This window comes from Psychrobacter sp. NZS113, from assembly GCF_015864825.1.
Classification (GTDB): Bacteria; Pseudomonadota; Gammaproteobacteria; order Pseudomonadales; family Moraxellaceae; genus Psychrobacter.
Genome location: NZ_JADYWL010000003.1, coordinates 279633 through 306061, shown reverse-complemented (window position 1 = coordinate 306061; position 26429 = coordinate 279633). Strand labels below are relative to the sequence as shown.

General features: G+C 42.1%; 21 protein-coding genes and 2 tRNA genes. 13 read left to right on the top strand and 10 right to left on the bottom strand.

Translation table 11 applies throughout. From position 1 onward, the window contains the following. Positions 1-27: 27 nt before the first annotated feature. From I6E61_RS06300 to I6E61_RS06290, 3 genes are all read right to left on the bottom strand, one after another. A complete protein-coding gene (locus tag I6E61_RS06300; RefSeq protein WP_197131587.1) occupies positions 28-1692 on the bottom strand; it encodes a sigma-54 dependent transcriptional regulator in 1665 nt (554 codons plus the stop codon). A 263-nt stretch (positions 1693-1955) separates the two neighbouring features. Continuing rightward, positions 1956-3674 carry a PAS domain-containing sensor histidine kinase gene (locus I6E61_RS06295; protein WP_197131584.1) on the bottom strand — a complete coding sequence of 573 codons (1719 nt, stop codon included), beginning with the start codon at positions 3672-3674 and terminating at the stop codon, positions 1956-1958. Between the two features lie 36 nt (positions 3675-3710). Beyond that, on the bottom strand, positions 3711-4346 hold the full coding sequence (locus tag I6E61_RS06290; RefSeq protein ID WP_197131581.1) for a response regulator: 636 nt from the start codon (positions 4344-4346) through the stop codon (positions 3711-3713). Between the two features lie 412 nt (positions 4347-4758). Between I6E61_RS06290 and I6E61_RS06285 the strand changes: the two genes are divergently transcribed. Together I6E61_RS06285 and I6E61_RS06280 are read left to right on the top strand one after the other, a co-directional pair. Beyond that, positions 4759-5820: a serine hydrolase gene (locus tag I6E61_RS06285; RefSeq protein ID WP_194197204.1), complete on the top strand. Its 1062-nt coding sequence runs from the start codon at positions 4759-4761 to the stop codon at positions 5818-5820. 81 nt (positions 5821-5901) lie between these two features. After that, positions 5902-6570: a thiamine phosphate synthase gene (locus I6E61_RS06280; protein ID WP_197131577.1), complete on the top strand. Its 669-nt coding sequence runs from the start codon at positions 5902-5904 to the stop codon at positions 6568-6570. Between the two features lie 28 nt (positions 6571-6598). Here the strand turns inward: I6E61_RS06280 and I6E61_RS06275 are convergent, their stop codons facing one another. Further along, positions 6599-6928 (bottom strand): TraR/DksA C4-type zinc finger protein, encoded by a 330-nt coding sequence (locus I6E61_RS06275; protein WP_197131575.1) that lies wholly within the window; start codon positions 6926-6928, stop codon positions 6599-6601. A 392-nt stretch (positions 6929-7320) separates the two neighbouring features. Between I6E61_RS06275 and I6E61_RS06270 the strand changes: the two genes are divergently transcribed. The 5 genes from I6E61_RS06270 to ruvB all read left to right on the top strand — a co-directional run bounded on the left by I6E61_RS06270 (position 7321) and on the right by ruvB (position 12519). Further along, positions 7321-8523, top strand: coding sequence for a phosphoglycerate kinase (locus I6E61_RS06270; RefSeq protein WP_197131572.1), 1203 nt, complete (start codon positions 7321-7323; stop codon positions 8521-8523). Between the two features lie 256 nt (positions 8524-8779). Then, the gene (locus I6E61_RS06265) at positions 8780-9145 is read left to right on the top strand and encodes a hypothetical protein (protein WP_197131570.1); all 366 of its coding nucleotides are present in this window, start codon (positions 8780-8782) and stop codon (positions 9143-9145) included. A 458-nt stretch (positions 9146-9603) separates the two neighbouring features. Next, positions 9604-10641 carry a class II fructose-bisphosphate aldolase gene (gene fba / locus I6E61_RS06260; RefSeq protein WP_197131567.1) on the top strand — a complete coding sequence of 346 codons (1038 nt, stop codon included), beginning with the start codon at positions 9604-9606 and terminating at the stop codon, positions 10639-10641. A 98-nt stretch (positions 10642-10739) separates the two neighbouring features. After that, positions 10740-11363, top strand: a complete 624-nt coding sequence (ruvA, locus tag I6E61_RS06255) for a Holliday junction branch migration protein RuvA (protein WP_197132064.1) — start codon at positions 10740-10742, stop codon at positions 11361-11363. 175 nt (positions 11364-11538) lie between these two features. Beyond that, positions 11539-12519: a Holliday junction branch migration DNA helicase RuvB gene (gene ruvB, locus I6E61_RS06250; protein ID WP_197132062.1), complete on the top strand. Its 981-nt coding sequence runs from the start codon at positions 11539-11541 to the stop codon at positions 12517-12519. Positions 12520-12633: 114 nt separating this feature from the next. On the opposite strand, the gene I6E61_RS06245 is transcribed toward ruvB, so the two are convergent. The 4 genes from I6E61_RS06245 to I6E61_RS06230 form a co-directional block, all read right to left on the bottom strand. Continuing rightward, a complete protein-coding gene (locus tag I6E61_RS06245) occupies positions 12634-14295 on the bottom strand; it encodes an AarF/ABC1/UbiB kinase family protein (protein WP_197131564.1) in 1662 nt (553 codons plus the stop codon). Positions 14296-14347: 52 nt separating this feature from the next. Then, positions 14348-15052 (bottom strand): SCP2 domain-containing protein, encoded by a 705-nt coding sequence (locus I6E61_RS06240; RefSeq protein WP_197131561.1) that lies wholly within the window; start codon positions 15050-15052, stop codon positions 14348-14350. 101 nt (positions 15053-15153) lie between these two features. After that, positions 15154-16029: a bifunctional demethylmenaquinone methyltransferase/2-methoxy-6-polyprenyl-1,4-benzoquinol methylase UbiE gene (ubiE, locus tag I6E61_RS06235; protein WP_197132060.1), complete on the bottom strand. Its 876-nt coding sequence runs from the start codon at positions 16027-16029 to the stop codon at positions 15154-15156. 337 nt (positions 16030-16366) lie between these two features. Beyond that, entirely contained in the window at positions 16367-17080 is a 714-nt protein-coding gene (locus tag I6E61_RS06230; protein WP_197131558.1) for a hypothetical protein, read from the bottom strand. Between the two features lie 237 nt (positions 17081-17317). Between I6E61_RS06230 and I6E61_RS06225 the strand changes: the two genes are divergently transcribed. Continuing rightward, entirely contained in the window at positions 17318-19000 is a 1683-nt protein-coding gene (locus tag I6E61_RS06225; RefSeq protein WP_197131556.1) for an ATPase, read from the top strand. A 524-nt stretch (positions 19001-19524) separates the two neighbouring features. Beyond that, positions 19525-21132 (top strand): inorganic phosphate transporter, encoded by a 1608-nt coding sequence (locus I6E61_RS06220; protein WP_197131553.1) that lies wholly within the window; start codon positions 19525-19527, stop codon positions 21130-21132. A gap of 288 nt (positions 21133-21420) precedes the next feature. Here I6E61_RS06220 and I6E61_RS06215 read toward each other — a convergent pair whose 3' ends face one another. Continuing rightward, complete coding sequence (locus I6E61_RS06215; protein ID WP_227685705.1) at positions 21421-23070, bottom strand: aminotransferase class I/II-fold pyridoxal phosphate-dependent enzyme; 1650 nt, start codon at positions 23068-23070, stop codon at positions 21421-21423. Positions 23071-23438: 368 nt separating this feature from the next. Between I6E61_RS06215 and msrB the strand changes: the two genes are divergently transcribed. The 4 genes from msrB (at position 23439) to I6E61_RS06195 (ending at position 24949) form a co-directional block, all read left to right on the top strand. Continuing rightward, the gene (gene msrB / locus I6E61_RS06210) at positions 23439-23864 is read left to right on the top strand and encodes a peptide-methionine (R)-S-oxide reductase MsrB (RefSeq protein WP_010199314.1); all 426 of its coding nucleotides are present in this window, start codon (positions 23439-23441) and stop codon (positions 23862-23864) included. Positions 23865-24034: 170 nt separating this feature from the next. Next, positions 24035-24520 (top strand): glutathione peroxidase, encoded by a 486-nt coding sequence (locus I6E61_RS06205; RefSeq protein ID WP_197131550.1) that lies wholly within the window; start codon positions 24035-24037, stop codon positions 24518-24520. Between the two features lie 223 nt (positions 24521-24743). Then, positions 24744-24819: transfer RNA gene (locus I6E61_RS06200), tRNA-Val, on the top strand. 53 nt (positions 24820-24872) lie between these two features. After that, a tRNA-Asp gene (locus I6E61_RS06195) sits at positions 24873-24949 on the top strand. A gap of 272 nt (positions 24950-25221) precedes the next feature. On the opposite strand, the gene I6E61_RS06190 is transcribed toward I6E61_RS06195, so the two are convergent. Beyond that, positions 25222-26403 (bottom strand): MFS transporter, encoded by a 1182-nt coding sequence (locus I6E61_RS06190; RefSeq protein ID WP_197131538.1) that lies wholly within the window; start codon positions 26401-26403, stop codon positions 25222-25224. Positions 26404-26429: the final 26 nt, after the last annotated feature.

Below are 26429 nucleotides of genomic sequence, written 5' to 3'. Positions count from 1 at the left end.
CTTAAACTGACTCAACTATATAAAGGTTTATGATTCAGACTCATCCTCAGATATTTCTAACTTTTTCATGCGGTAGCGTAAAGAGCGAAAAGTCGTACCTAATAGTTCAGCAGCCTGAGTTTTATTCCATCCAGTTTTTTTAAGCGCAGTAATAATCAGTTGCTTTTCTTGCTCTTGTAAGTAGGTTTCTAACCCTTGAACGGGCAATTGGCCATCAGATAACTCGCTTAGATTGACCTTTATATTACTTTCTTGCTGAGTAGAATCAGGATTGATGGATGCTTCATCATTATCAGATGTTGTATGGTTTAACATTTCTGTTTGATTGACTGATGAACGCTGTCTCATAGCAGGGAAGTGCTGAGTAGTAGTGCGATAAGGGTGCAGGTTGGTTGGTACTCGTTGTATCTGCGGTGCTATTGCTTCATGTGTTGGTTGGATGGTTTTTTCACCCGCTTCTAGCGTTCCACCCACTACCTTATCTTTTAACTCAGTTTCTGGTATTTGCGCATTACTGATATCAATATCTGTAAGACCTAAGTGATTGACGTCAATGTGTGAGCTCTCTGCTAGAGTCACGGCTCGCTCAAGGATATTGCGTAGCTCACGGACGTTGCCAGCAAAGTCATGATGTTGCAAGCGCTCGCAAGCCTCATTGGTCAATGATGGCGGCGTCTCTAACTGCCATTCATTAGTAATCATGGCCAAAAAATGCTCAGCTAAAACAGGTATGTCGTCACGACGTGCATTTAGAGTAGGGAGTTTTAGTTCAATCACATTAATACGGTAGTACAAATCTTGTCGAAATGCGCCATCTTGTACCAATTGACTTAAGTCTTTATGAGTGGCAGACAAGATGCGAATGTCTACTGGCACTTCCTTAGTATCACCAATGGCTCTTACTGTTTTTTCCTGAATGGCACGTAATAGTTTTACTTGCATTGCGAGCGGTAAGTCTGCTACCTCGTCTAAAAATAGCGTGCCACCGTTTGCTTGTTGGAACAGTCCTTGTTTGTCAGCGACAGCACCAGTAAAGCTGCCTTTTTTGTGACCAAAAAATTCTGACTCCATGAGCTCTGAAGGTATTGCACCGCAGTTAACTGGTACAAAGCTACCATCTCTACGTGGGCTTAAGTCGTGAATCAGTCTGGCAACCACTTCTTTACCTGTACCTGATGCGCCTGATAAAAAAACGGGTGCTTGTGAGCGAGCTAATTTTAAAATAGTTTGTTTCAGAGGATGCATCACGGCAGAATCGCCGATAAGCCTACTGTCTAATATTTTTTGCTCAGGTGAGGATTCAGGTGTAGCACTTGCTGCATGGTCTTGGTGGATAACTTTTAAGGCATTTTCGACCAGTTGGCGTAAGCGCGGTAGCTCAAGGGGTTTATTAACGAAATCAAAAGCACCAAGTTTGAGTGCCTCAATGGCTAAGTCCATACTACCATAAGCAGTAATAACAGCTATGGGGGTGCTAGAGCTATTACTTATTTCTTTTACCAACTCTAGCCCTGACCCATCAGGGAGCTTTAAGTCGGTCAAGCAAAAATCATAGTCATTGTCTTTCCAGAATGATCTTGCTTGTGACAATGTATAGGCCACATCACTTTTGATGCCCATTTTGGTCAAAGTAATTTGCATTAATCGGCACAAATCTACTTCATCATCGACGACTAGCGCGGTTGTTGTCATACATTATCTCATTGTGTTCAATAGCTATAGCCTGTCCTATACAATTCAGTTACGGTGTCAGGAGCGTTCAGTCTACTGTTTGTAGTACTTTCTCTCGCCTTTCTTGTATTTGAATTATCTTAGACCAACTATATAAAATTAAAAAAATAGTACACCTTAAAATCAACATAACTCAGTGGTAAAAATTTTGCCACAGGATAAGACTGCTACTTACAGAACGCTTTTATTCACGTTGTTTTGTTCATCGTGCCATACGTATTAGCCTAGACAGAAGGTGCTATCAAACGAAAGCATGTTTTCTTATGCTCAGGTATATAAAGTAAACGAGTCTGATTGGCCTCACAAAAGGCTTGCGATAAATATAATCCCAAGCCTGTTCCCGCTTGATCTGTAGTAAAAAACGGATTAAATAAATGCTCTAAAATTTCGGCGCTCACGCCAGCACCCTCGTCTAAAACATCGATTATAACATCGTTGTCGGCACAATAAATCTCGATTTCTACATAAGCATGAGGGTGAGCATAGCTACTATAGCGTAGGCCATTATTGATTAAATTGATCAAAACTTGCTCTAACTGATGAGTGTCGAATGATATGGTAGGTTGCGTTTTTACTCGTAAAAAAACGTCATGTCCTTGGAAGTAGTTTTCTAAAAATGTTGGCATCCACTCAGCTAATACGATTGACTGCTGACTTGCTGTTTGCTGGCGTGACAGTTTTAGGACATCCTCTATAATACGATTGACGCGTTTTGTTTGCGCAAATATCATTTTATAAAGCTCATAATTACCGGACAGGTCGACATTTGAGTTACCAACCACTATATTCTCATCTGTGGCATTTCTTTCCTCAATTTCTATCACATCTTCCATTAACAGCTGACTGGCTTGAGAAATAGCCGCTAAAGGATTTCTTATTTCGTGGGCAATACTGGCAGTTAACTGTCCTAGAGATGCTAGCTTTAACTGTTGAGCGCTGGCTTGCTCACGGCGTAAATCTTCTAGCATTATTAGTTTGCTACCATCCTTTAATGGAATGATATATACGCGTAGTTTGCCGAATATAGAGGCATTTGCTACTGCAGGTAGGTCGTAAGTAAAGGTACAAGATTGTCCTGCTGAGACGGACAAACAGGCATGCAAGAGTTGCGTATGTTGTTTGCTAAGCTGTTGCTCAAAGTTGGTTAATAGTTCAGTGTAGCTCTCATGTCGTGTACTATCTAACTCGTCAGATGCGCTTGGCAATGGTACCGATGAATTGTAGGGGAGGCTGAGTAATTGATGCGCTGCAAGGTTGGCTAAAACGACATGCTGCTTGTCGATGACGATGACACCATTAGCCATCTGCGTGATAACTTCTTGATTGATAACGTTCAGTCGTTCTACTTCTTTAGCATGACTCGCGGCTACTTTTTCTAGCTGTACTAAGCGATAGGAGATCGACCAACTTAATCCACCAACTGCCAAAAAACTGGCGGACATTAGTAAAGCATTGCCTAAATTAGCCAAGTTCATACTATTGGCAATGGCATAAAAAAATTGCTGATAAATGACGAAAATAATAGCAAGTAGCGTAATAACTAAGGCTTGTGAGCTGTGTAACAGCATAAAGCTAGCTGCTACTACTACCATATATAGCATGGTCAGCTGTAAATCAGGTGCGCCAGCTGAATAAAGCAATAAGCTCAATATAGTAACGTCTAAGACCAAGCCAAAGGCCAGCTGACGTCGCATCTTTTTATGCACTACATAAAATAGCCCAAGCAAGATTAGACTCAGTAAAATATAAAAACTTAGGACAGTTTGTTGCAAAAAGCTTGGTAGAGAGGCGATATTGCCAGTCTGAGCAGTGATATACACCATCAACATAGAAAATAGGCCAACGATGAAGCGGTAACTGCTATAGATTAGCCCTAATCTGCGTAACTGTATTAGCGGAAGGGTTTCATCTTGATGTAAATAATCAGTAATAGCAGACTTCATAAATTGACCATAGTAAAGAAGAGGTGGCTAAACGATTTATGGTTGAATAAGACCGTGACGAATGGCCAAATGAGTCAATTTGACATCACTATCAACACCGACTTTTTCGTAAATACGATAGCGATAAGTGTTAATGGTTTTCACACTGACGAATAGCTGATCAGCTATCTGTTGAGGGCTTTGACAGTTAACCACCATCATGGCCACTTGTTTTTCACGGTCACTTAATAGATCAAATGGTGAGTTAGCATTATCTGATAACAGCACATCGGCCAATTGTTCGGCAACATCTTGGCTAAAATAGCGTCCGCCTTGATAAATCTTCTTAACAGCTCTTATCATCTCATCAAGAGGTGTGCCTTTAGTAATATAACCATTCACACCTGCTTTGATAAGCATCGACGGATAAGGCTGTGCGGACATGCTACTGACGGCTAATATTTTGACACCTATATCAAGCTGAATTAAGCGTTTGGTTGCTTCTAGTCCACCGATATTGGGCATGTTGACATCAAGCAAGACCACATCAGGACGCAGCTGTTTAGCCAACCTAATAGCCATATCACCACTGTCAGCTTCGCCGACAACTTCGATGTCGATACTGTCTGATAGCATGCGGCTAATACCCATTCTGACCAAATCATGATCATCTACTACCAATACTTTAATCATAACGATACTCTTTATTTTTTGTCAAAATGAAGGTTTAACTGATGCTGAATGAAAAGTAATTTCAAGTCATCTTAGCCATTTTCTAATCTTGGAACGCAATATACTGCTAACATATTATGTCGTTATTGCTACGTAATATAACAAAATATGAATGGTTGCTTTGTTAACAGTCAACCTATGTTTCTAAAATGTGAAGCAATGTTTCTATAGTATAAAGTGGTTGTAGCGAAATTTGAATTAGGTCAAAATAAACTACTAAATCAGTTTGATAGATTAAACTTAAATGCAAACCATGATACACTAAAAATACAAAAACTCTATATGAGTACTTACAAACACATCCATAAAGGCTACGTACGTTTATGACGTCAGGCAGGGCATAACTGACGTGATAACGACAGCAGGGGGCATAATGAAGCAACTACCATTAACCAAACAGCAATTAATCGCTGCTATGATTTCATTGAGTTTGGGCAGTGCTGCACAAGCTGCACTTACAATTAATGGTAGCACTGATACTGGATCTAGTGCTCGCATGAGTTGGGGCGGTGCCGACAGTCTATCTGAAGCACGTAACATCATGTACAAGTCTAACAGCTCTACTATCAAAAAAATTGATAACGGCTCTGGCACGACTACTTCTAACAGTTTTGGTAGTAGTAACAATAGTTACAATACCACCTACCGCGGTGCATTCGGTAGTAGTGATATGATCCCTATTAGTACTGATTCTCGCAGTGTCGCTGTCATTGACGCTGAGACTGGTGAGTCTATTTATGAAAAAGATGCCGATGTTGCGCGCCCGATGGCCAGTATTACTAAAGTAATGACGGCTATGGTGGTACTTGATGCTGGTCTCGATATGCGTGAAGAGATTACTCTTGATCCAGAAGACTTCGTCGGTCCTAAGCGTGCAAGCTCGAACCTAAAATCTGGCGATCGTATGAATCGTGCTGAAATTTTATTAATGGCATTGATGAAATCAGAAAACCCTGCTGCAAAAAGTCTAGCCCGTAACTATCCAGGTGGCTATAATGCCTTTATGCGTGCGATGAACCGTAAGGCTCAAGACTTAGGCATGACGACCGCTTTCTTTGGTGACCCAACTGGTCTTGATAAGCGCAACGTTGCTTCGCCAAAAGATCTTGTGAAAATGGTACGTGCTGCTGGTAATTATGATGTGATTCGCCGTTTCTCTACTACTAAGAGCTATGACTTCTTTGTCTCAAACTACTCAAGTGGCAACCGCACTTATAAAGCCAATAATACCAGTAGCTTGGTTAGAGACGGCAGTTATCCAATTGGTATCTCAAAAACAGGGTTTATCAATGAAGCGGGTCGTTGCGTCGTGATGGAAACGCGCGTGAATAACCGTCCAGCGATTATCGTGATCTTAGGGGCGAACAGCTCAGCCACGCGTTGGGGTGATGCCAAAAATATTCTTAACAGTTTAGCGACACGTCGCACAGTGTAAGCTTATTGGTTTGGTACTTATAAAGAGGCTGTTATGTGATATAACAGCTTTTTTATTGTGTGGAAATTACGGACAAATTATATGATTCAGTCATCAAATTTTTTAACGCCAAAGCTATACTTATTGACCAATGATGATGAGTTTTCACTTCTCTATCAAAAGTTAGAAGCAGCATTAGCAACTGGCTTAATTGCGCTACTACAGATCAGGCGCAAGAAGATACTTGCGTTACCTAATGGCGAGTCGCAACTGTACGAAGAGGCGCTACAGATAGTTGATTTGGCAAATACGTATAACGTTCCCGTTGTTATAAATGATGATATTAACTTGGCAGCGAAGCTTGGTGTCGGTGTACATCTAGGTCAAAAAGATGGCAGTGTTCGTGATGCACAAAAGTATTTAGCACCGAACCAGATTATTGGTCGCACTTGTCATTGTGAGTCAGCGTTAGTCGAAGAAGCAAAAAGCGATGGCGCAAGTTATGCTGCAATGGGCGCAGTCTTTACTTCTACAACCAAACCAAATGCCGATATCGTTTCACATGAGCAGCTTGTTACCGGTTGTCAGCAAGGCATAGACATGTGCGTGATAGGTGGTCTGACGGCTGAAAATGTCTCGACTCTAGCAGGATTACCTATTAAATATGTCGCAGTAGTAGGCGATATCATGGATTTACCAGTAGTGCAAATCGCTAAACGTTGCCAACAGTGGCAGCAGGCATTTTCTGAGTGGGAAAAACCTGCTCTATAGTCTATTTATTGAAAATAGAACCTAAACGTTATTCAGCATGTTCCATACATAGTGTGGCGTAGGGTAGGGCTTCTAAGCGTTGTACTTCGATTTGCTTGCCACATACCTCACACTCGCCATATGTGCCTTTTTCGATACGGCTTAAGGCATTGTCGACATAAATTAAGCTTTGGCGTGCTTCGCCCATGAGGTTCTTGCGCATGTCATTTTGACGATATGAGATGGCTTGATCTTCCCAGTGCTCGTTTAGAGAATCTTGTGGGTGTTGAATATGGTCTTCAATTTTATCGATTCGAGTCTCATACTCGTTTTTTAGTGCTAATAGGTTTTGTTTGGTAGTCTCTAAATTGATGCTCATTATATTCTCCTAAGGATGGGTTGTTTTTATTATCTACAATTCTATCGTAGAGACGCTGACGGTTGAGTGCCACCACAAAATGTTACTGGGCCTTTAATAAGAGCCAAATAACAAGGTTCAAAGAATAAGGGTTGAGTTTTTGGTAGGTTCCGTATGAGCTTTAGATAGAAAACTGGTAGAATACACGGCCGTTAATTTTTGCATAAACAGATATGTTGATAATCGAATAATAAACATAAAGAATTATCACAAAGGTAGCGCTTGGTTTAAGAAAATAAAGATCAACATAGATAACAGTTGGTCGCCCCTCTTTTATAAAAAATATGTAATAACACATGTTATAGCAATAGCAACCGTAAATTAACCAACAGATTGATGTATAGGAGCAGGTAATGAATTTTTTGCGTATGAGTGAGCTGAACTTAACGGATAAAGTCGTGTTAGTCCGAGAAGATCTAAACGTACCTATCAAAAATGGTAAAGTTACGAGTGCTGCTCGTCTGCAAGCAAGCCTACCTACTATAAAAATGGCACTAGAAAAAGGGGCAGCTGTTATTGTTTGCTCACATCTAGGACGTCCGACTGAAGGCAGTCCTGAAGCAATATATTCATTAGCACCTGTTGCTGACTATTTAAGCGAAAAATTAGCAGCGCCAGTGAGCTTGAATCGTGATTATTTGACGCAAGGCGCTTCTATCAAAGCTGGTGAAGTCGTACTACTAGAAAACGTGCGTTTCAATGAAGGCGAAAAGAAAAACGATGCCACTTTAGCAAAAAAATACGCAGATTTATGCGATGTGTTTGTGATGGATGCTTTTGGTACGGCACATCGTGCGCAAGCATCAACAGAAGGCGTTACTCAAGCCATGCGTCAAGCGGGCAAAACAGTTTGCGCAGGCCCTTTGTTAGCTGCTGAACTTGATGCACTGAGCCTAGCACTTGAAACGCCAGCTCAGCCTATGTTGGCTATTGTTGGTGGATCGAAAGTATCGACAAAATTAGAAGTTTTGCATAGTTTGGCAGAAGTATGCACACAGATTATTGTTGGGGGCGGTATTGCTAATACTTTCTTGGCCGCTCAAGGTCATAGTGTTGGTGCGTCATTGTATGAAGCAGATTTAGTAGATACGGCTCGTGACATCATGAGTAAAACTGAAATTTTACTACCTGAGTATGTCGTCGTTGCTGATAAAAACGACATCGACTTTGCTGACTTTACTGGCTCGTTACAACAAGCCACGGCGACGATTAAGTCTGTCGATGCAATTGGTGACAATGACATGATATTGGACATCGCACCAGAGAGCGCAAAACAGCTTGCCGATGCGATTATCAATGCGAAGACTATTTTATGGAACGGCCCAGTGGGTGTGTTTGAAGTAGATGCTTTCGGCCAAGGTACGCATATAGTGGCGAATGCTGTTAAAGATAGCCAAGGTTTTTCAATTGCTGGCGGCGGCGATACGTTGGCAGCAATCGATAAATATCAAATTGCTGATGATGTCAGCTATATGTCAACGGGTGGCGGTGCATTCTTAGAATTTGTAGAAGGTAAAGTGCTTCCGGCAGTTGCAGCGCTGCAAATTGATGCTTAATTAAGTCTATGCTACCGAGCCGTTTAGTAACATTAGACGTACAACTAATGTTAAGCATCTAAGGTAGGCTATCGACATAATGTGATGGCTAGTGCTTTTTTAGTCTGTCTTCAGACCAATTATAAGCAATAGTCATTGATTATTAAGTCATTATTATTTGTATCTATACTGAAAATTATTATTGCATGTGTTATTTGCACTCTATAAAATAGTGCCACCATGTATTTTGACATGTTTTATTTACGAGAGGTTTATTATGTTAAAACGTCATTTGTTACTTGCTAGCGTACTTGCTGGTACTTTTGCAGTTACTGCATGTAGCCAACAGACAGAAGAAAACGCTGAAGCGACTACTGAGTCTGCTGCTGACGACATCTCTGCTGAAACTGAAGCGACTGCTGCTGACGCTGAAGCGGCTGCTCAAGACGCTGGTACTGAAGTTGCCGAAGGCGCAGAAACTGCTGGTGCTGCTGCTACAGATGCATTGCAAAACACTGGTGATGCTATCGCTGAAGGTACTAGCACTGTCGTTGAAGGTACTGCTTCTGCGGTATCTGAAGGCGCTACTGCTGTTGCTGAAGGTGCGGACGATATCGCTGTTGACGCTGAGCAACAGTACTAAGTTAAGTAGTAAGCTAAGTAATAAGTCACTTCATTACTGATTTATTGACCTGCTATTGATTGATAGAATAAATTAATAGGTTAGTAACGAACATAGATTTCTGTATTATAAGCCTCATGATATATTAGAAAAGCCTTGGTGATTGCCAAGGCTTTTTGCGTTTCTTATTTTTAATTTGAAGCTTTATATGAACTAACTTATTAGCTGATTATTTACAGAATGAGCCAAAACGAAGCATAGAGTAAACATATAAACAAATAGTCAGGCAACGACTACGAAGACAGAGCAATTTTTGTTATAATCATCGCGTATTCATTGTCCTGAAATGATTCACTATTATGCTGATTGACAGTGCTATTACTGTTATCAAGCAAAGTTTTTTGCTAATGGCTTTAAAAGCCGTCATTTCAAGAGCTATTTTTTAAAATACTATTCAAAACTCAATCAGAGAGCGTTTTATGGCCTTAATATCTTTACGTCAACTTCTAGATCATGCCGCTGAACACAGCTATGGTGTTCCTGCCTTCAACGTCAATAACCTAGAGCAGATGCGTGCAATTATGATGGCTGCAGATGCCTGTGACTCACCTGTTATTGTCCAAGCTAGCGCTGGCGCACGTAGTTATGCAGGGTCAGCATTTTTGCGTCACTTGATTATTGCTGCTATCGAAGAATGGCCACATATTCCAGTCGTTATGCATCAAGATCATGGCATGTCACCAGCGATTTGCCAACGTTCAATCCAGCTTGGCTTTTCATCAGTGATGATGGACGGCTCACTTGGCGAAGATGGTAAGACGCCAATGGATTATGATTATAATGCTAGCGTGACTCGTGAAGTTGTCAAAATGGCCCACGCTTGCGGTGTTTCTGTAGAAGGCGAGATCGGTTGCTTGGGTAGTCTTGAGACTGGTATGGCAGGCGAAGAAGATGGTTCTGGTGCAGAAGGTGTATTGGATCATGAGCAACTATTGACCAGTGCTGACGAAGCTGAGCAGTTTGTTAAAGACACCAATGTCGATGCGCTAGCTATTGCTATCGGTACGAGCCACGGTGCGTATAAATTCACGCGTCCACCGACAGGCGACATCCTGTCTATTGAACGCGTAAAAGAGATTCATGCCCGTATTCCTAACACGCATTTGGTCATGCATGGTTCGTCATCAGTACCGCAAGAGTGGCTAAAAGTCATCAATGAAAATGGCGGCAATATTGGTGAAACTTATGGCGTACCTGTTGAGCAAATCGTTGAAGCGATCAAGCATGGTGTCCGTAAGGTTAATATCGATACAGATTTACGCTTGGCCTCAACAGGTGCTATTCGTAAATTTCTTGCAGAAAACCCGAGCGAGTTTGATCCACGTAAATACTTCAAAGCATCTATGGTCGCAATGTCAGATATTTGCACCAATCGTTTTGAAGCTTTCGGTTCTGCAGGTCAAGCGCATAAAATTCGTCCAACCAGCCTTGAAGGTATGGTAAATTTTTACCAGTAAAATTTGTCTGGTAAAAAAATAGCGGACAATGAAGTGGCAGCTGATGTTATTTATGCTGATGTCGTTTATACAATAACCTATATAAGAGGTAGTAAGTGATGATCGGATTGATTACCGGACAAGTGCAATACTTAATGGCACCAACCGCCTGTATCATGACTACCTCTGGTGTTGGTTATGATATTGAGCTGCCATTGCCCTCATTTTGTCAGCTACATCTCAATGAGCAGGCGAGTATTTGGACGCATTTTCATGTGCGTGAAGATGCGCAGCTGCTATATGGATTTATCGATCGCAAAGAGCGTGACGTCTTTCGTCAGTTGATTAAAATCAATGGCGTTGGTGCAAAAATGGCCTTGGCTATGTTGTCTGCGATGTCAGCAGCTGAGCTCAAAATGCACGTTGAGCAGGATTCAGAGATAGCCTTGACTCGTATTCCAGGTATCGGTAAAAAAACGGCACAACGTTTGCTGATTGAACTAAAAGACAAACTGAAAAATATTGAAGTGGATAATAGCAATTTAGAGTTCGCTATTCAGCCTGCTGAGGTTTCTGCCGAAGACAATATCATCGCTGAAGTAGAAGGCGCTTTGATTAGCTTGGGCTATAAAGAAAAAGAAGCTCAGCAAGCCATTAAAGCTGCTAAGAGTAACGGTGATGTCTTTGCAGATACGCAAGGGTTGTTAAAAGCCACGTTACAGCAGCTATCAACGTTTAAGTAATTTTAGCTGCTGTTGCTATTAATAGTTGTATCAGAAAGTATTAAACAAATAAGCGACATTAATTGTCGCTTATTTTCGTTTTGGCAGATAACTTTTGATGTTTTGCATGACTTATAGGTGGCGTTTGGTTATGCTATTTATTACCTAATTTTTTAATATAATGATAAAAACTATGATGCAAGATCGTTTGATTAATCCACTAGAAGGTGCAGGGGATGCTCCTGATTCCAATATTCGACCAGCATTATTGGCCGAATATATTGGTCAACCAGTCGTACGTGAGCAGATGGAAGTGTTTATTGGTGCAGCGCGAGGCCGTAATGAAGCGTTAGATCATACCCTTATTTTTGGCCCGCCAGGTTTAGGTAAAACCACGCTTGCTAATATTATTGCTCGTGAAATGGGTGGTAATCTACGCTCGACCTCAGGACCAGTGCTTGAGCGTCCAGGTGATTTGGCAGCCATGCTGACCAATTTAGAAGAGGGTGATGTACTCTTTATTGATGAGATTCATCGATTGAGCTCAGTCATTGAGGAAATACTATATCCAGCAATGGAAGATTTTCAGCTGGATATTATGATTGGTGAAGGGCCTGCTGCACGTTCTATTAAGCTTGATTTGCCACCGTTTACCTTAGTGGCAGCGACCACTAGAGCAGGGCTATTGACCTCACCGTTACGTGATCGCTTTGGTATTGTACAACGATTAGAGTTCTATAATATCGCTGACCTCACGACGATTGTCAGTCGAGCAGCACGTTTGATGCGTGTACCTATGAGTGAAGATGGCGCGGTAGAGATTGCCCGTAGGGCGCGTGGTACACCAAGGATAGCCAATCGCCTATTGCGCCGTGTACGTGATTATGCTGAAGTCAGGGGCGATGGTAGTATCAATGGTGCGATTGCTGGCAGTGCGCTAGATATGCTAGCCGTTGATAGACGTGGTCTTGACCATTTAGACAGACGTTATATCGAAATATTACACGAGCGCTTTGATGGTGGTCCTGCTGGAGTAGAAGCGGTGGCCGCAGCTATGGCAGAGGATCGCGGCACGCTTGAAGACGTTATTGAGCCGTATCTGATTCAACAAGGTTACGTACTTCGTACGGCACGTGGTCGGGTATTGACCCAAATGGCTATTGATCAAATGCTATAGTATTCAGTATAAGAAATGCGCCTGATTCTCATGAGAAGCAGGCGCATTTCTTTGTTTAAGTCTAAAGTTACGAGGCTTTTTCTGAACTAAGTAAATAAAAGATAAAGCTGGTCTTTAAGCTAAAATTCGCCAAACAACTACTAAGACAGCCAGTATATAAAATATAGGTGATAGCCAGCCGATGACTTGCGTAGCAATAGCAATAAATATAGCAAACCCTGCCAGTGCTAACCAGTCACGGCGACGGTCATTGAGCATGTCAGCACGAATTTGCTGTATTTCACGTAGTTGACTGTCTTGACGCGATCCTTGTGAAGCAAGACTTTGTAAGCCTTGATCCAACAATTTTGGAATATCAGTGGTAGACAGTAATATCTCAGGTAATTGCTGGCGTAGCTGTTGTAAGTTACGCATAGGGTCTAGCTGCTCTTTGATCCAGCTGCTTAAAATTGGCTTGGCAAGTGACCAGATATCAAGATCAGGATATAAGTCGCGACCCAATCCTTCAACATGTACCAATGTTTTCAGTAATAGCATGAGTTGCGGTGGAATGCTCATATGATGGCGGCGTGCAATATCTAGAATCTGCATCAGAACACCAGCAAAGTCGATATCATTAATGGATTTTTTTAGCATTGGCCCAACGGTGCGCTTCATATCGCGCATCAAGGCGTGTTTGTCAGTATTTGGCGGTATCCAACCTGCTCGGCTCACAATATCAACCATTGCCGTAAAGTTGTCATTCATGACTGCCAACAGCATACGCGCGACGATGAGTTGATCGTCCTTCGATAAAGTGCCCATGATGGCACAATCTAGTCCGATATAACGTGGCTCATGACCTAAATCGACCGCTGCCATACCTGCATGTAGTGTTTGAACTGGCGGCGTCTCTACGAATACATTACCCGGATGCATATCAGCATGAAAGAAGTTATCACGGAAAACTTGGGTAAAAAATATCGTTAAGCCTTTTTTTGCCAGTGCCGCACGGTCATAACCCAGCTGATCAAAAACCTCAACCTGCGAGATGGGAACGCCTTGAATACGCTCCATCACCATCACATTTTTGGCCGCATCATAGACTTCAGGTACATACATCAATGCTGAACCTAAGAAGTTATTGCGCATTTGGGTAGTATTGTCTGCTTCAAGGGTTAAATCTAGCTCGTTAAGCATGACTTGCCGATAGTCTTCGACAATATCAATAATATGTACAGCACGTGCCGCTTCGATACGAGCAGACGCCCAGTTGGCTAATTCACGTAGTAGCTCAAAGTCAGCAACAATGGTGGTACGGATATCGGGACGAACCACCTTTACGACGACTTCACGGCCATCATGTAGGGCAGCAGTATGAACTTGAGCGATAGAAGCGGCTGCCAGTGGTTTGATGTCAAAGCGTGCAAACAAGGTTTGGATAGATTGTCCAAGACCGTTTTTATTATCTTGAATTTGTGCAATAGCAATCTCAGCATCAAACGGTTTGACTTTGTCTTGTAGCTGAACCAGTTGCTCAATAATCTCAGGTGGCACCAAATCACGACGCGTAGAGAGCAGCTGTCCAAGTTTTAAAAACAGCGTGCCCATATCTTCAAGCGCATATTTAATCGCATTTGGTTGATGTTTTTTACCCCAAGCAGCTGGATGCATACGGATTAGACGTGCTAAAGGTTGCAGCTGCGGTGCTTCTTCGACCGAAAAATGGGTATCAATGCGATACGTAGCGGCAATACGCCAAAGCTCAAATAAACGGGCGCGATGAGATAATAGCATGTGATATATGTACTCTAAATAAAGTCAGAAATAGGGTAGGCGTAGTGATTGTCTATTGATGAAATGAGTTATTAAGGAAGCGTACTTGTTCATCCTTGATAGCCGCGAGTTTGGCCTCTTCACGTTCGACATCAGCACGTAGCTTTAGGAGTTGTTGCTTGAGGTCATTTACTTCTGCCGTCTCAGCAGGATTAGGAGCGCTATTGCCCGCTACATCATTTGCCCAATCACTGACATCGTTAAAAGCACGCTTAGCACCATGACGCCAGCTACCTTTGAGCTGCGAGATAAGCAGATGCAACTGACTCGCCATAGGTCTACCAATGAATGGTTCAAGTTGTCCGGCAACATCAGGATCAAAGCCTGCAACCAGCTGTTTGAGCTGCATCAGCACTTTATAATCACCAGCGATAGGCAGATTGCCCTCAGTGCCACGCATCAGGTTGAGCAGTTGAGCGGGGTTTTCTACGGTAATGGTACACTCTGGCTGACTATGACCCAGACGTGCTCGTTCCATACTGGCTTTTTGGCGTTCATTCATCTGACCACTTGGCTCAAATATGCTATCGGTCGTGACAGGCTCAAAGCGTAAACGCTCGTGAGTAAACAGCACATCTAGATTGATTTCAGGCATGCCCATATTCAGTCGTAACACTTTGCCAGCCAGTGGTGCTAGACCTGCTTTGGTAATCTCATCACTAGCAATGGCAAGGTTGATCAGCTTTTCGGCACCAGCTAATAGGAGGACAGTCAGCATAAGGCTCTCGCATTGTTAAATGAGCGCCTCTGCATTAGCTGCATCAGCGCATAGTATGTTCGTGTCAGGCTCAATAAGGTCTGACTAATCGTACTTTATCGTTATGCTTTAAAGCCACGATGTACAGCAACGATACCAGCAGTTAGGTTATGATAATCACAATTTTCAAAGCCCGCTTGTTGCATCATTTGTTTCAGGGTTTGCTGATCAGGGTGCATGCGAATCGATTCTGCTAAATACTTATAGCTTTCTGAATCGTTGGCGATGATTTTACCCATCAATGGTAGCGCGGTAAAAGAGTATAGGTCATAGGCTTTCGATAATGGTTCAAAGACAGGCTTCGAAAACTCTAGTATTAATAAACGACCGCCCGGCTTCAACACACGGTACATGGCTTTTAGCGCAGCATCTTTGTCTGTGACATTACGCAGACCAAAGCTAATGGTTACTAAATCAAAGCTTTCATCATCAAAAGGCGCAAGTGTCTCAGCATTGGCCAATACGAAATCAACGTTATTACAGCCAGCATTGATCAGGCGCTCACGACCCACTTCCAACATGGCAGCGTTGATATCGGATAATACCACGTGCCCGTTTCTACCAACTTCACGGCTAAAGACTTTAGCCAAATCTCCAGTACCGCCCGCGATATCAAGCACATGCTGACCTGAACGTACACCTGATAAGCTTATTGCATAACGCTTCCACAGACGATGGATACCGAAAGACATTAGGTCATTCATAATGTCATATTTTTTGGCAACAGAGGTAAAGACATCAGCCACGCGCGCCTGCTTTTCTGCTTTGTTAACTGTTGTATAACCAAAATGCGTTTCTTCTTCGCCATCAGTGTCAGACGTATGCGGGTTATTGATGTCATCACGCTGATTGAAAAGCGTTTGTTTGGCCGCTTCTACCTTTGCAGAGACATTTTCTAAGGTGCTATTGGTATTATTAATGGTGTCATTGGTTGGCATAGTGGTTTGTTGGCCTTGTGGTGTTCCGGTTGGTAAGTCTTGGACTTGCGTGAAGTCATTGCTCTTTACACTATTATTGTGGTTTTTTACATCTGTTATTGGCACTGTTTCTACGTTCGCAGTTTGTGCTGCTAGTACTTGGGCTGTGATATTTTGATTGTTGGCGATACTATTTTTTACCAGCTGATCTTGTAAATGACCGTTGGTTGTCGTTGGTTGGTCGAGATGTGTGTTTTTATTATTTGTAGTATTGGTCATGGTATTGTCCTATCGTTCATTTTTATGATTGTATTTCTAAGAGATATAAGATGGCGATGAGTCAGGTGTAATATGTATTCTATGATACACCAAACGTCATTGGCTTACCGCCATTATCCGTATCATGGACTTGGTCAATAATTGTCAGCTCACGCTCACAAAAAGGCTCAATAAAATCACTCACACTTTTGAGTGGCTTCATGGCTTTAAACCCTGTATCAATAAAGTCGTAAAGTGGCTGAAAATTATAGCGATACGCAGTGCCTTTAGCTAGGGCAAAGGCTTTTTTGAGCATAAACGAGTTCAAGTGCTTATCAGTGCGGTAGCAGACATCTTTCAGGTTACGAATCTGTACTCGGCGCTCATCAGCTTCATCGACAGCACGATATGCAGCAAGCATATTGTCTTCGTTGACTGGTAACGCTTCAGCAAGCAACCACTGCGCCAAATGCAAATCTAGCTCAATCGCTAAAATTGCTGCTTGGATGCCCATACTGCCCGCTTCTAGCGCAGACTCTTTAGCTAAGCGCTCAAGTTTTTGAGCTTTGGGTAGAATGCGTGCTAACTGCTTAGCCAGTAATTTGAATTCGTCACCACCATACAACTGCGTCAGAAAATAATCTGCCATCAGCTGGTTTTTTGGCTGTTCAAAGAGGTCGCTGTGCGTGTGTTTAATCCGTGTTTGTTGCCATGACTGTACGTCTTTGAGCTTGGCATCTAACGCCAAATCTTCATGATAGGGCAGCGCCCAAAAACGTGTTAAATGCTGTTGTAAATCGGCTAAAGCGGCCATAGTACGTAAACCTACAAATAAGTAAAAGTGGTAAAAAATATAATCAAACTGATAATTTATACTTAGTGTCTTACACTGATAGACAGTTATTAAACCATGTATCCAAGATTGTGTTCACAATAAAAGAAAATAAAGTAGAATACAAATGTCAAACTGTTACATAGCATCGTTATTTACTCGATTAATCGAATGCTATGATTAAAAAAATGCGTTTTAAATCATAGGATGATTTTGGTTATGAGTAAAAAAAGTAATACGACTGAACCAACCGCACTAGAGTCAGTCAGTGCGCAATTTAGTGAGCAGGTTGTCGATCAGCGTCTGACGCCAAACCCTCTCAGTCAGTTTTCTATGGATACAGATTCGCTGAGACTGGCCTTGGTTACCGCTCAATACGCTCTACGAGCAACGCGGCAACAAACACCGCCCACTCTCAATAAGCCAACAGGTTTATTAGTATTGGTTAATGGGATGGAGCAGGCAGGCAAAGGAACTGCGGTGAAGCAGCTGCGAGAATGGGTTGATCCTAGGCTACTCAAGGTTGAGGCTACGATTGGTTCTTGTCCATTACCGTCTCAGCCTATTTGGCAAGCGCATACCAAAGTGATGCCACGTCATGGTGACGTGATGGTTTATTTTGGGAACTGGTACGCTGATTTGCTCTATAGCGCTATGCGAATGGCGACATCAGACAGTGATAATGAACAGTCAAAAAACAAAAGCTCAAAAGAGAAAAAATCGCTACCTATCGCTAAATGGCAGGCATATCTAGAGCAGCAACTCATCAAGTTACAAGCTTTTGAAAAAGACCTCGTTGCCAATCAAACCAGATTACTAAAATGCTGGTTTCATGTCGACATTGAAACCCTCCAGTCACGGCTGAATGACAAAGACGCTGATCCACATTTTCTGTATCAAATTGACTGGAACAGTCAAAAAGTTATCGAAAAATTTAACGAAGTTGCGGCAGCCTTATTACGACAGCAAGATGACTGGATCGTCATCGATGGTGATGATAAATCACAAGCAACTGATCGCTTTTGTCATGAAGTGCTACATGCGATGCAAACTGCACTAGTGAGTAGTAAAGTAAGCTCGTCTGAAACAGCTAAAAAACAAAAATCATCCGATAAATCAGAATCTAATGACCAGACAAATCAAGCCTTGGATCTGAATACATTTAAATCGGTAAAAATACCCAAGCAATTAAAGACCATTGTTGATGTAGACATAGATAAGTCTGACTACCGCAAAGAACTGGCAGAAAAGCAAGCGCGTTTCGCTGAATTGCTACGTGCGCGCAATGGTCGGCATGTGGTATTTGCCTTTGAAGGTATGGATGCTGCTGGCAAGGGTGGGGCAATTAAGAGATTGGTCGCGCCGCTCGACCCACGTGAGTATCAAGTCTATAACATTAGCGCGCCAATGCTGTATGAACTACAACACCCTTATCTATGGCGCTTTTGGACAAGGTTGCCTAACGAGCAAACCGATCATATAAGTCGTGTCGCCATCTTTGACCGGACTTGGTATGGACGTGTGTTGGTTGAGCGTATCGAAGGGTTTGCAACGCGCGATGAATGGCAGCGCGCTTATGATGAGATCAATCGTTTTGAGGCGGACTTAGTAACTGCTGGCACGATCGTTATCAAGTACTGGCTGGCTATTGATAAAAAAGAACAGCTTAAGCGTTTTGAAGAGCGTCAAGAGACGCCGCACAAACAATTTAAACTAACGGATGATGATTGGCGAAACCGTGATAAGTGGTCTGATTATGTGCAATCCGCCGCTGATATGTTGACGTACACGGATACCAAAAATGCTTCTTGGTGTGTCATCGCTACGAATGAAAAACGCCAAGCACGATTGGACGTATTAGATCATGCTATTGAACAATTATCTCTAGCATATGATAGCTAGTACTTGCTTTTATACTGACCTTTATACTTGGTTGACTTGTACTACTTTTAAATTGAATCGACTATAGTCAGCCATAAAATAATAGAGTTATATTGTTCAAATACTGGCAGTTACAAATCTCGCAATATCATCATGCATTATGCGCTCATATTTAATATAATAGAGCGCGTAATAGCTTCTGCTAAATAACAATTCTGATTTAGCAAATATCGTGTTTTGGTTATTTGATACAGATACCTTAATAATTACGACAAAAATTGTTACAATAGCCACTACTAGTAGTACCATAAATATCACTATGAAATATCTAAGCCGCAAGATGCTGTAATCAGACGATTTGGCAATATTACTTGCGGCTTTGTGACATGTTGAGGGATGTGTTTTTTGCCTTGACCATAGTTAGTTTAAGACCATTTAAAAGCATGTTGCGTGCTTTATATATGCTACAACAGGCATTATGAGTAGCAGCGCAATGTTATCAACCTCATATAATTTCAATCAGCTTACGCAGGACGTATTAACGTATGGGTATTAGCAGCAGTTCTACAGAGTCAGTCAAAACCGTTGGCTCTATGAGAATAAATCTATTTTTTGCCATTTTACTGATTGCGATGACTTCCTACTTTTTGTGGTGGGGTCTAGATTACACAATGCGTCAACAGACCACGCTATTTATTGTAGCGACTGCCTTTGGTGTCTTTATGGCATTCAATATCGGCGGTAACGATGTTGCCAACTCTTTTGGTACGTCAGTGGGTGCAGGGACGCTGACTATCCCTCAAGCATTGGGTATTGCCGCGATATTTGAAGTATCGGGGGCAGTCCTCGCAGGCGGTGAAGTCACTGACACGATTCGGAGTGGAATTGTCGATCTAGATGGTCTATCCGTGACGCCCAATCAGTTTATCTATGTCATGCTTTCCGCATTGATTGCTGCGGCATTTTGGCTGTTATTTGCGACCAAAAAGGGCTTGCCCGTCTCGACCACTCACTCCATTATTGGTGGTGTGATTGGTAGCTCCATTGTCTTAGGTATCACGTTAGGTGGTACTGATATGGCGTTATCAACGGTAGACTGGGGCACGGTTGGAACGATCGCTATTTCTTGGGTGTTATCACCGTTACTAGGTGGCATCCTGTCCTATCTCTTGTATGGGCAAATCAAGAAAAACATCATTGAATATAATGATAAAACAGAAGCTTATATTGCGACGCTAAAAGGCAATAAAAAAGTCTTAAAGCAAAATCATCGAGAGTTTCTGGATGGTTTGACAGAGTCTGAGCAGTTGGCCTATACGTCAGCTATGTTACGCGATCAAGAAATCTACAAAGATGATGATTGTGACGTTGAAGACTTAGAGACTGATTACTATAAAAAGCTTTATGATATCGAGAACGAGCGCAGTAGCCTTGATACGCTAAAAGCCCTTAAGCAATGGGTTCCTATTATTGCTGCGGCAGGTGGTGCAGTGATGAGCTCTTTGGTTGTCTTTAAAGGCTTGAAGAACGTCAATAATGGCCTGACCACCTTGCAGGGTTTCTTGATTATGGGCATGATAGCGGCGCTAGTATGGCTAGCGACCTATATCTATACCAAAAGTATCCGCGGTAAGCATAAGGAAGATTTGACCAAAGCGACATTTATTATGTTTAGTTGGATGCAGGTCTTTACGGCATCCGCATTTGCTTTCAGTCATGGCTCAAACGATATCGCCAACGCTGTCGGTCCTTTTGCGGCTATTATGGATGTGATTCGTACCAATAGCATTGCCACAGAAGCGGCAGTGCCACCTGCTGTGATGCTAACCTTTGGTGTTTCATTGATTGTCGGTCTATGGTTTATCGGTAAAGAAGTGATTCAGACAGTGGGTACGAACTTGGCAAAAATGCATCCTGCTTCTGGCTTCTCCGCTGAACTGGCTGCTGCTGCTGTTGTTATGGGTGCATCAACTATGGGTTTACCTGTATCGAGCACGCATACGCTAGTAGGTGCGGTACTGGGTATTGGTATTGTCAATAAGGATACCAACTGGAAGCTTATGAGACCGATTGGTTTGGCTTGGATCGTTACGCTTCCTGCAGCGGCCACCATGTCTGCTATCAGTTATGTCATATTGAGCAATGTTTTCTAATATTCGGCTAATCTGCTTAGTTAGTTAGTTAGTTAGTTAGTTAGTTAGTTAGTTAGTTAGTTAGTTAGTTAGTTAGTTAGTGAATGCATCTTTATGACTAAGTTCTTATAGCTAAGTTTAATACAATAAAAAACGCTTATCGGCACTATGCTGATAAGCGTTTTTTTATATAGCCAATCCTCTATAAATTGGATACGGTGTCAATCTCGCTTAGTCTACGACTTGTAGTACTTTCACTCGCCTTCCTTGTATCCAAATTATATTTAACCGACTATATCCATTTAAGATTTAATCAGTGCCAAACTGTTGGCGTTTTTTGGCAAAGAAGCGATCTAAGCGATCCATTGCGTCTTCTAATTCATGTAAATTAGGTAGGAATACTAAGCGAAAATGATCCGGTTTATCCCAGTTAAATCCAGTACCTTGTACCATTAAGACATTTTCTTCAATCAGTAAGTCCATCATAAAGTCCATATCATCTTTGATAGGGTAGACGTCAGGATCTATCTTTGGAAAACAGTAGAACGCACCTTGAGGCATGGTGCACGAAATACCTTTGATAGCGTTGAGACGTGAAACAGCCATTTCGCGCTGTTTATACAAACGACCTGTCTTGGAAGTGAGTTCTTTCATACTTTGGTGGCCACCCATCGCTGTTTGGATGGCATACTGCCCCTGAACATTAGAACACAAGCGCATGGATGCGAGCATGTCTAATCCTTCGATGAAGTCTGTTGCGTGTTGCTTGCGACCAGATACCATCATCCAGCCCGCACGGAAACCAGCGATACGGTGCGACTTTGATAAGCCATTATATGAAAGGACCAGCACGTCGTCAGTCAGCGTGCTCATTGGCGTATGTACGGTATCATCATAAAGAATACGATCATAAATCTCATCGGCCATAATGATGAGATCGTGCTCTTTAGCGACGTCGATAATTTGTAATAGCAGCTCATCGCTATAAAGCGCACCAGTCGGGTTATTGGGGTTAATAACCACGATGCCCTTTGTTTTGCTGGTAATCTTAGACTTGATGTCTTCGATATCAGGGTGCCAGTTGTCTTCTTCGTTGCAACGATAGTGCACTGCGGTACCACCAGACAGATTGGCTGCTGCTGTCCACAGCGGGTAGTCCGGCATTGGAATGAGCACTTCATCACCATCATTCATCAACGCTTGCATGGTCATGACAATCAGCTCAGACACGCCATTACCCAAATACACATCACGCACATCAACAGCTGATAACAATCCTTTTGATTGATAATATTGCAATACCGCTTTACGTGCAGAAAAAATCCCTTGAGAGTCTGAATATCCTGTCGCTTCTGCTAAGTTCATCGCCACATCACGTAAAATTTCATGCGGCGCTTCTAGACCGAACGGTGCTGGATTGCCAACATTTAGTTTTAATATGCGCTTGCCTTCCGCTTCCATTCTATTTGCAGTCTGTAGTAGGGGACCACGGATGTCATAACAAACGTTTTGTAATTTATCAGATTTTTTGATTGTATTCATAGAGTGACCACTCTTAGGGTTATTTTGTGAGTTTTTTCGAGCATTAGGTGTTGTAGAGACTGTTTTCGATTGATTTTGGTCTGTATGGTTGGGCTGCATGTCTACAGGTAAAGAAGTAGATATATCGTCATTCTTGCCTGAGCTACCTCTTGTTGATTTTATTGTCGCACTGACTTCGCTCTGAAGTTCGCCACGTAGCAGATAGCCTTCGCTACAGCCTAGGATGCGTGCTAATGTCGGCAGCTTAGACGAGACAATACCGTTCGTGCCACGCTCCCAGTTAGAGATAGCGCCACGACTTACTTTTGCTCCTGCTGCTGTCATCGCTTGTGCCAATTGTTCAGCGGTAAAACCTTTACCGCGGCGCAACTGTACAAGTCGCTCAGCTTGTGTATTTTTATTCTTATCGCTAGCCATAATCAGTTAAGCCTGTGTTCATCAATAGGTTTGTAATAAACGGATTACTTTGATTAAAGAGTAATGTTTATGTACTAATGCAAGATATTATTGCATAAATAATAGTAATGCAAGTTAACTTTGAAGTTTTTAGAAAAATGAAAGTAAATCTTGCATTTATGAATATGTGAGACAGTTTTATACTAAAATGACACATGATTACCTATTACTAATTGCTTTATCAACATAATATTATTGTAATATATACCTTGAATATTGGAGCAGTAACCAATAGATAGGGCGCATCGTTTTTATAAAGCAATAACGATAAAACTCAAATAGTAGAAACATAAAATATTAGATAAAACCTATCTAACTAAGGGTAAATTATGCAAGATAATCAACTTAGCAAAGAAGAAATTAGCCAGTTAACAGAAGCTGACTGGAAAGAGCGTTTAAGCGCTGACGAATATCATGTGCTGCGTGAGAAAGGCACAGAGCGTCCGTTCACAGGTGTTTATAATGATGCGACCGATGATGGCGTTTATCGTTGTAAAGGTTGCGGTGCCAGCTTATTTGATTCTACCAATAAATTTGATGCTAGCTGCGGTTGGCCAAGTTTTGACCAAGGAATCGATAACAGCGCGATTGAAGAGCATGTCGATAACTCGCTGGGCATGACTCGCACAGAAGTAACCTGCAGCAACTGCGGCGCGCATTTGGGTCATGTATTCCCTGATGGGCCGAGTGAGACAACAGGCATGCGTTACTGCATCAACTCAGTCTCTATTGATTTAGATAAATCTGAGAAGTAGTTGTCAGCTGGTCAGATAAGCTTAGAAGTATAAAAAGGAAGCATTTTGCTTCCTTTTTATTTGTTGGCACTCTTTTTATTTATTGGTAGTATGGTTGTGGTTGCTACTAAGGATATAGTAACGCTTAAAAAACAATTAAAATAACGATGCAATCAATTTAAGGATAGATGATGAGTACTATTTATGATTTTACGGTTGAGCGCATGGATGGTACGACACAAGAATTTTCTGACTATAAAGGTAAGGTGCTACTAATCGTCAATACCGCCAGTAAATGTGGATTTACGCCGCAGTTCGAAGGGCTAGAGTCGTTATATCAACAGTATAAAGATCAAGGACTGGTGGTTATCGGTTTTCCTTGTAATCAATTTGGTAGCCAAGATCCAGGCAGCAATGATGAGATTGGTGCGTTTTGTCAAAAAAACTATGGTGTTAGCTTTTCAATGATGGCAAAGGTTGATGTGAATGGGGAAGGTGCTCATCCGATCTACGAATGGCTCAAAGAGCAAAAGGGCGGTGTGCTCACAAATGGCATCAAATGGAATTTTACCAAGTTTTTAATTGGTAGTAATGGACAAGTCATTGACCGCTATGCACCAACGACCAAGCCAGAAGCCATTAAAAATGATATTGATCAAGCATTAGCCAATAAATAAGTATCGAACTCAAAAAACATTGGTTTTTTATAAAAATATAAAACTAATAAAAACATATGCTTGCTAGAAATTTCGATAAAAATGCAAAAAATATGCGAAAAACTCGAAAATACTGTTTGACACCCAACTGTAAATCTATATAATACACACCCACAGCAGCAGAGCTTAGTGACAAACTTAAGAGCTCAGTTGATGTTGAATAAATTGCATAGCAATTGTTCGCGGGTGATTAGCTCAGTTGGTAGAGCGTCTGCCTTACACGCAGAATGTCGGCGGTTCGAATCCGTCATCACCCACCACTACTTTAGCGAAGTGGACCTCTTCATAAAGGTGAAATGCTAAAGAGACCTAAGCAGCGGTAGTTCAGTTGGTTAGAATACCGGCCTGTCACGCCGGGGGTCGCGGGTTCGAGTCCCGTCCGCTGCGCCATATTTAAAACGAATTTAAACTCTCGAGTTTAAGCAAGTTTCGCCTCAAACATTAGATTGTTTGAGGTTTTTTTGTGTCTGTAATATCACTTAAAACTCAGATTGGTGTGGTTAGACTTCTGAATAGAGAAGAGTAGGCTATCTAAAGTATTTATGTCCTAATGCTGTCCTTATCCTGTGCCTACCTATTCTATTTTGCTACTTGAACGCATCTCGCATTTTACGATTGTTCGAAGAGAAATATTACTTCTTTTATTTCTATTTAAGGTTTGATCAGGTAATCTTTCTCATTTCTAAGTTTGAATGACGCCTAACTTTCAACATAGGCTGGCTGGCAAACAAGACAATCACACCAACTAATGAAAACACACCAAAGGCGTAGAATGCAGTAGTAGCACCATACCGATCCACAATCAAACCAGTAAAGATGACAGGCACACTAAGCCCTATATATGCCATCAAAAAATAGCCTGCACTCGCGCGTGCCTGCTCATTGCCAGCCGAGCGTGCGACTCCTAGCATACCTCCTAAATAGACAAAGCCATAACAACTACTGCTAGCTAAGAAAGCAGCCAAAAGAATCACTGGAAGATTGGCGTTCAACGTTCCCCAAGCCAATAAAGCATAAGCTGGCAGTAAGATTAAGAGGCCCAGCTTACTTGAAACTTGAGGGTCAAGTTTTCGGGCGATTGGTTGAACGATCAATCCGCAACTGATGGCTAACATAGAGGATATCCCTGCATACTTAGCGAGTCCATGCGTGGCCAGTACTGAGGGAATAACTGACAACACCAATCCTGTCGTCGCCCAACAAATCAAAATACCGCTGCCATACCAAATGACTTCACGGTTAAAATAAGGTAGCCGTAGCATAGATGTGGGCAAATTAGTGTGTTTAGGTGCTGTCTCTGGTAATTGATATAACAAAAACATAGCGAATATCCCGCTCGCTAGCAGTAAGAAAAAACTGGCTGGCTGATCGGTTTCATAAAATATCAAAGAAACTGTCGTCAATACAGGGCCAAGACCAAAACCTATCGTCGTACTGGCCGTCACCCACGCTGTCGCACGCATCGTATCTGATGAGCCAAGCAGCTCAATCATATAGGCAGTCGCCGTAGCAGCCATTAGAGCCGTTCCCACACCAAGTATGAATCGTACTACTGCTAACGCTCGTGTGTAAGGATAAAATAGCATGAGAGCCGTCGCTGTTATTGATAACGATAAAGCTATTAAAATTGTCTTGCGCCGTCCAATTCGATCAGACAATCCGCCAAAAGCCAACAATACAGGTATGACGCCTAATACATAAAAGGAAAAGGCTATCGTAGTTGCTAGTACGCCATAGCCATCATTGTGTGCGTAAACGGCATAAAGCGGCCCTTGGATATTGACGCTTGTCGTTATTACGCATAAGGCAAAGGCCAGATATTTATTATATTTTTTCGTGGTCATATATCGCTGCTTTTTGAATAATAATC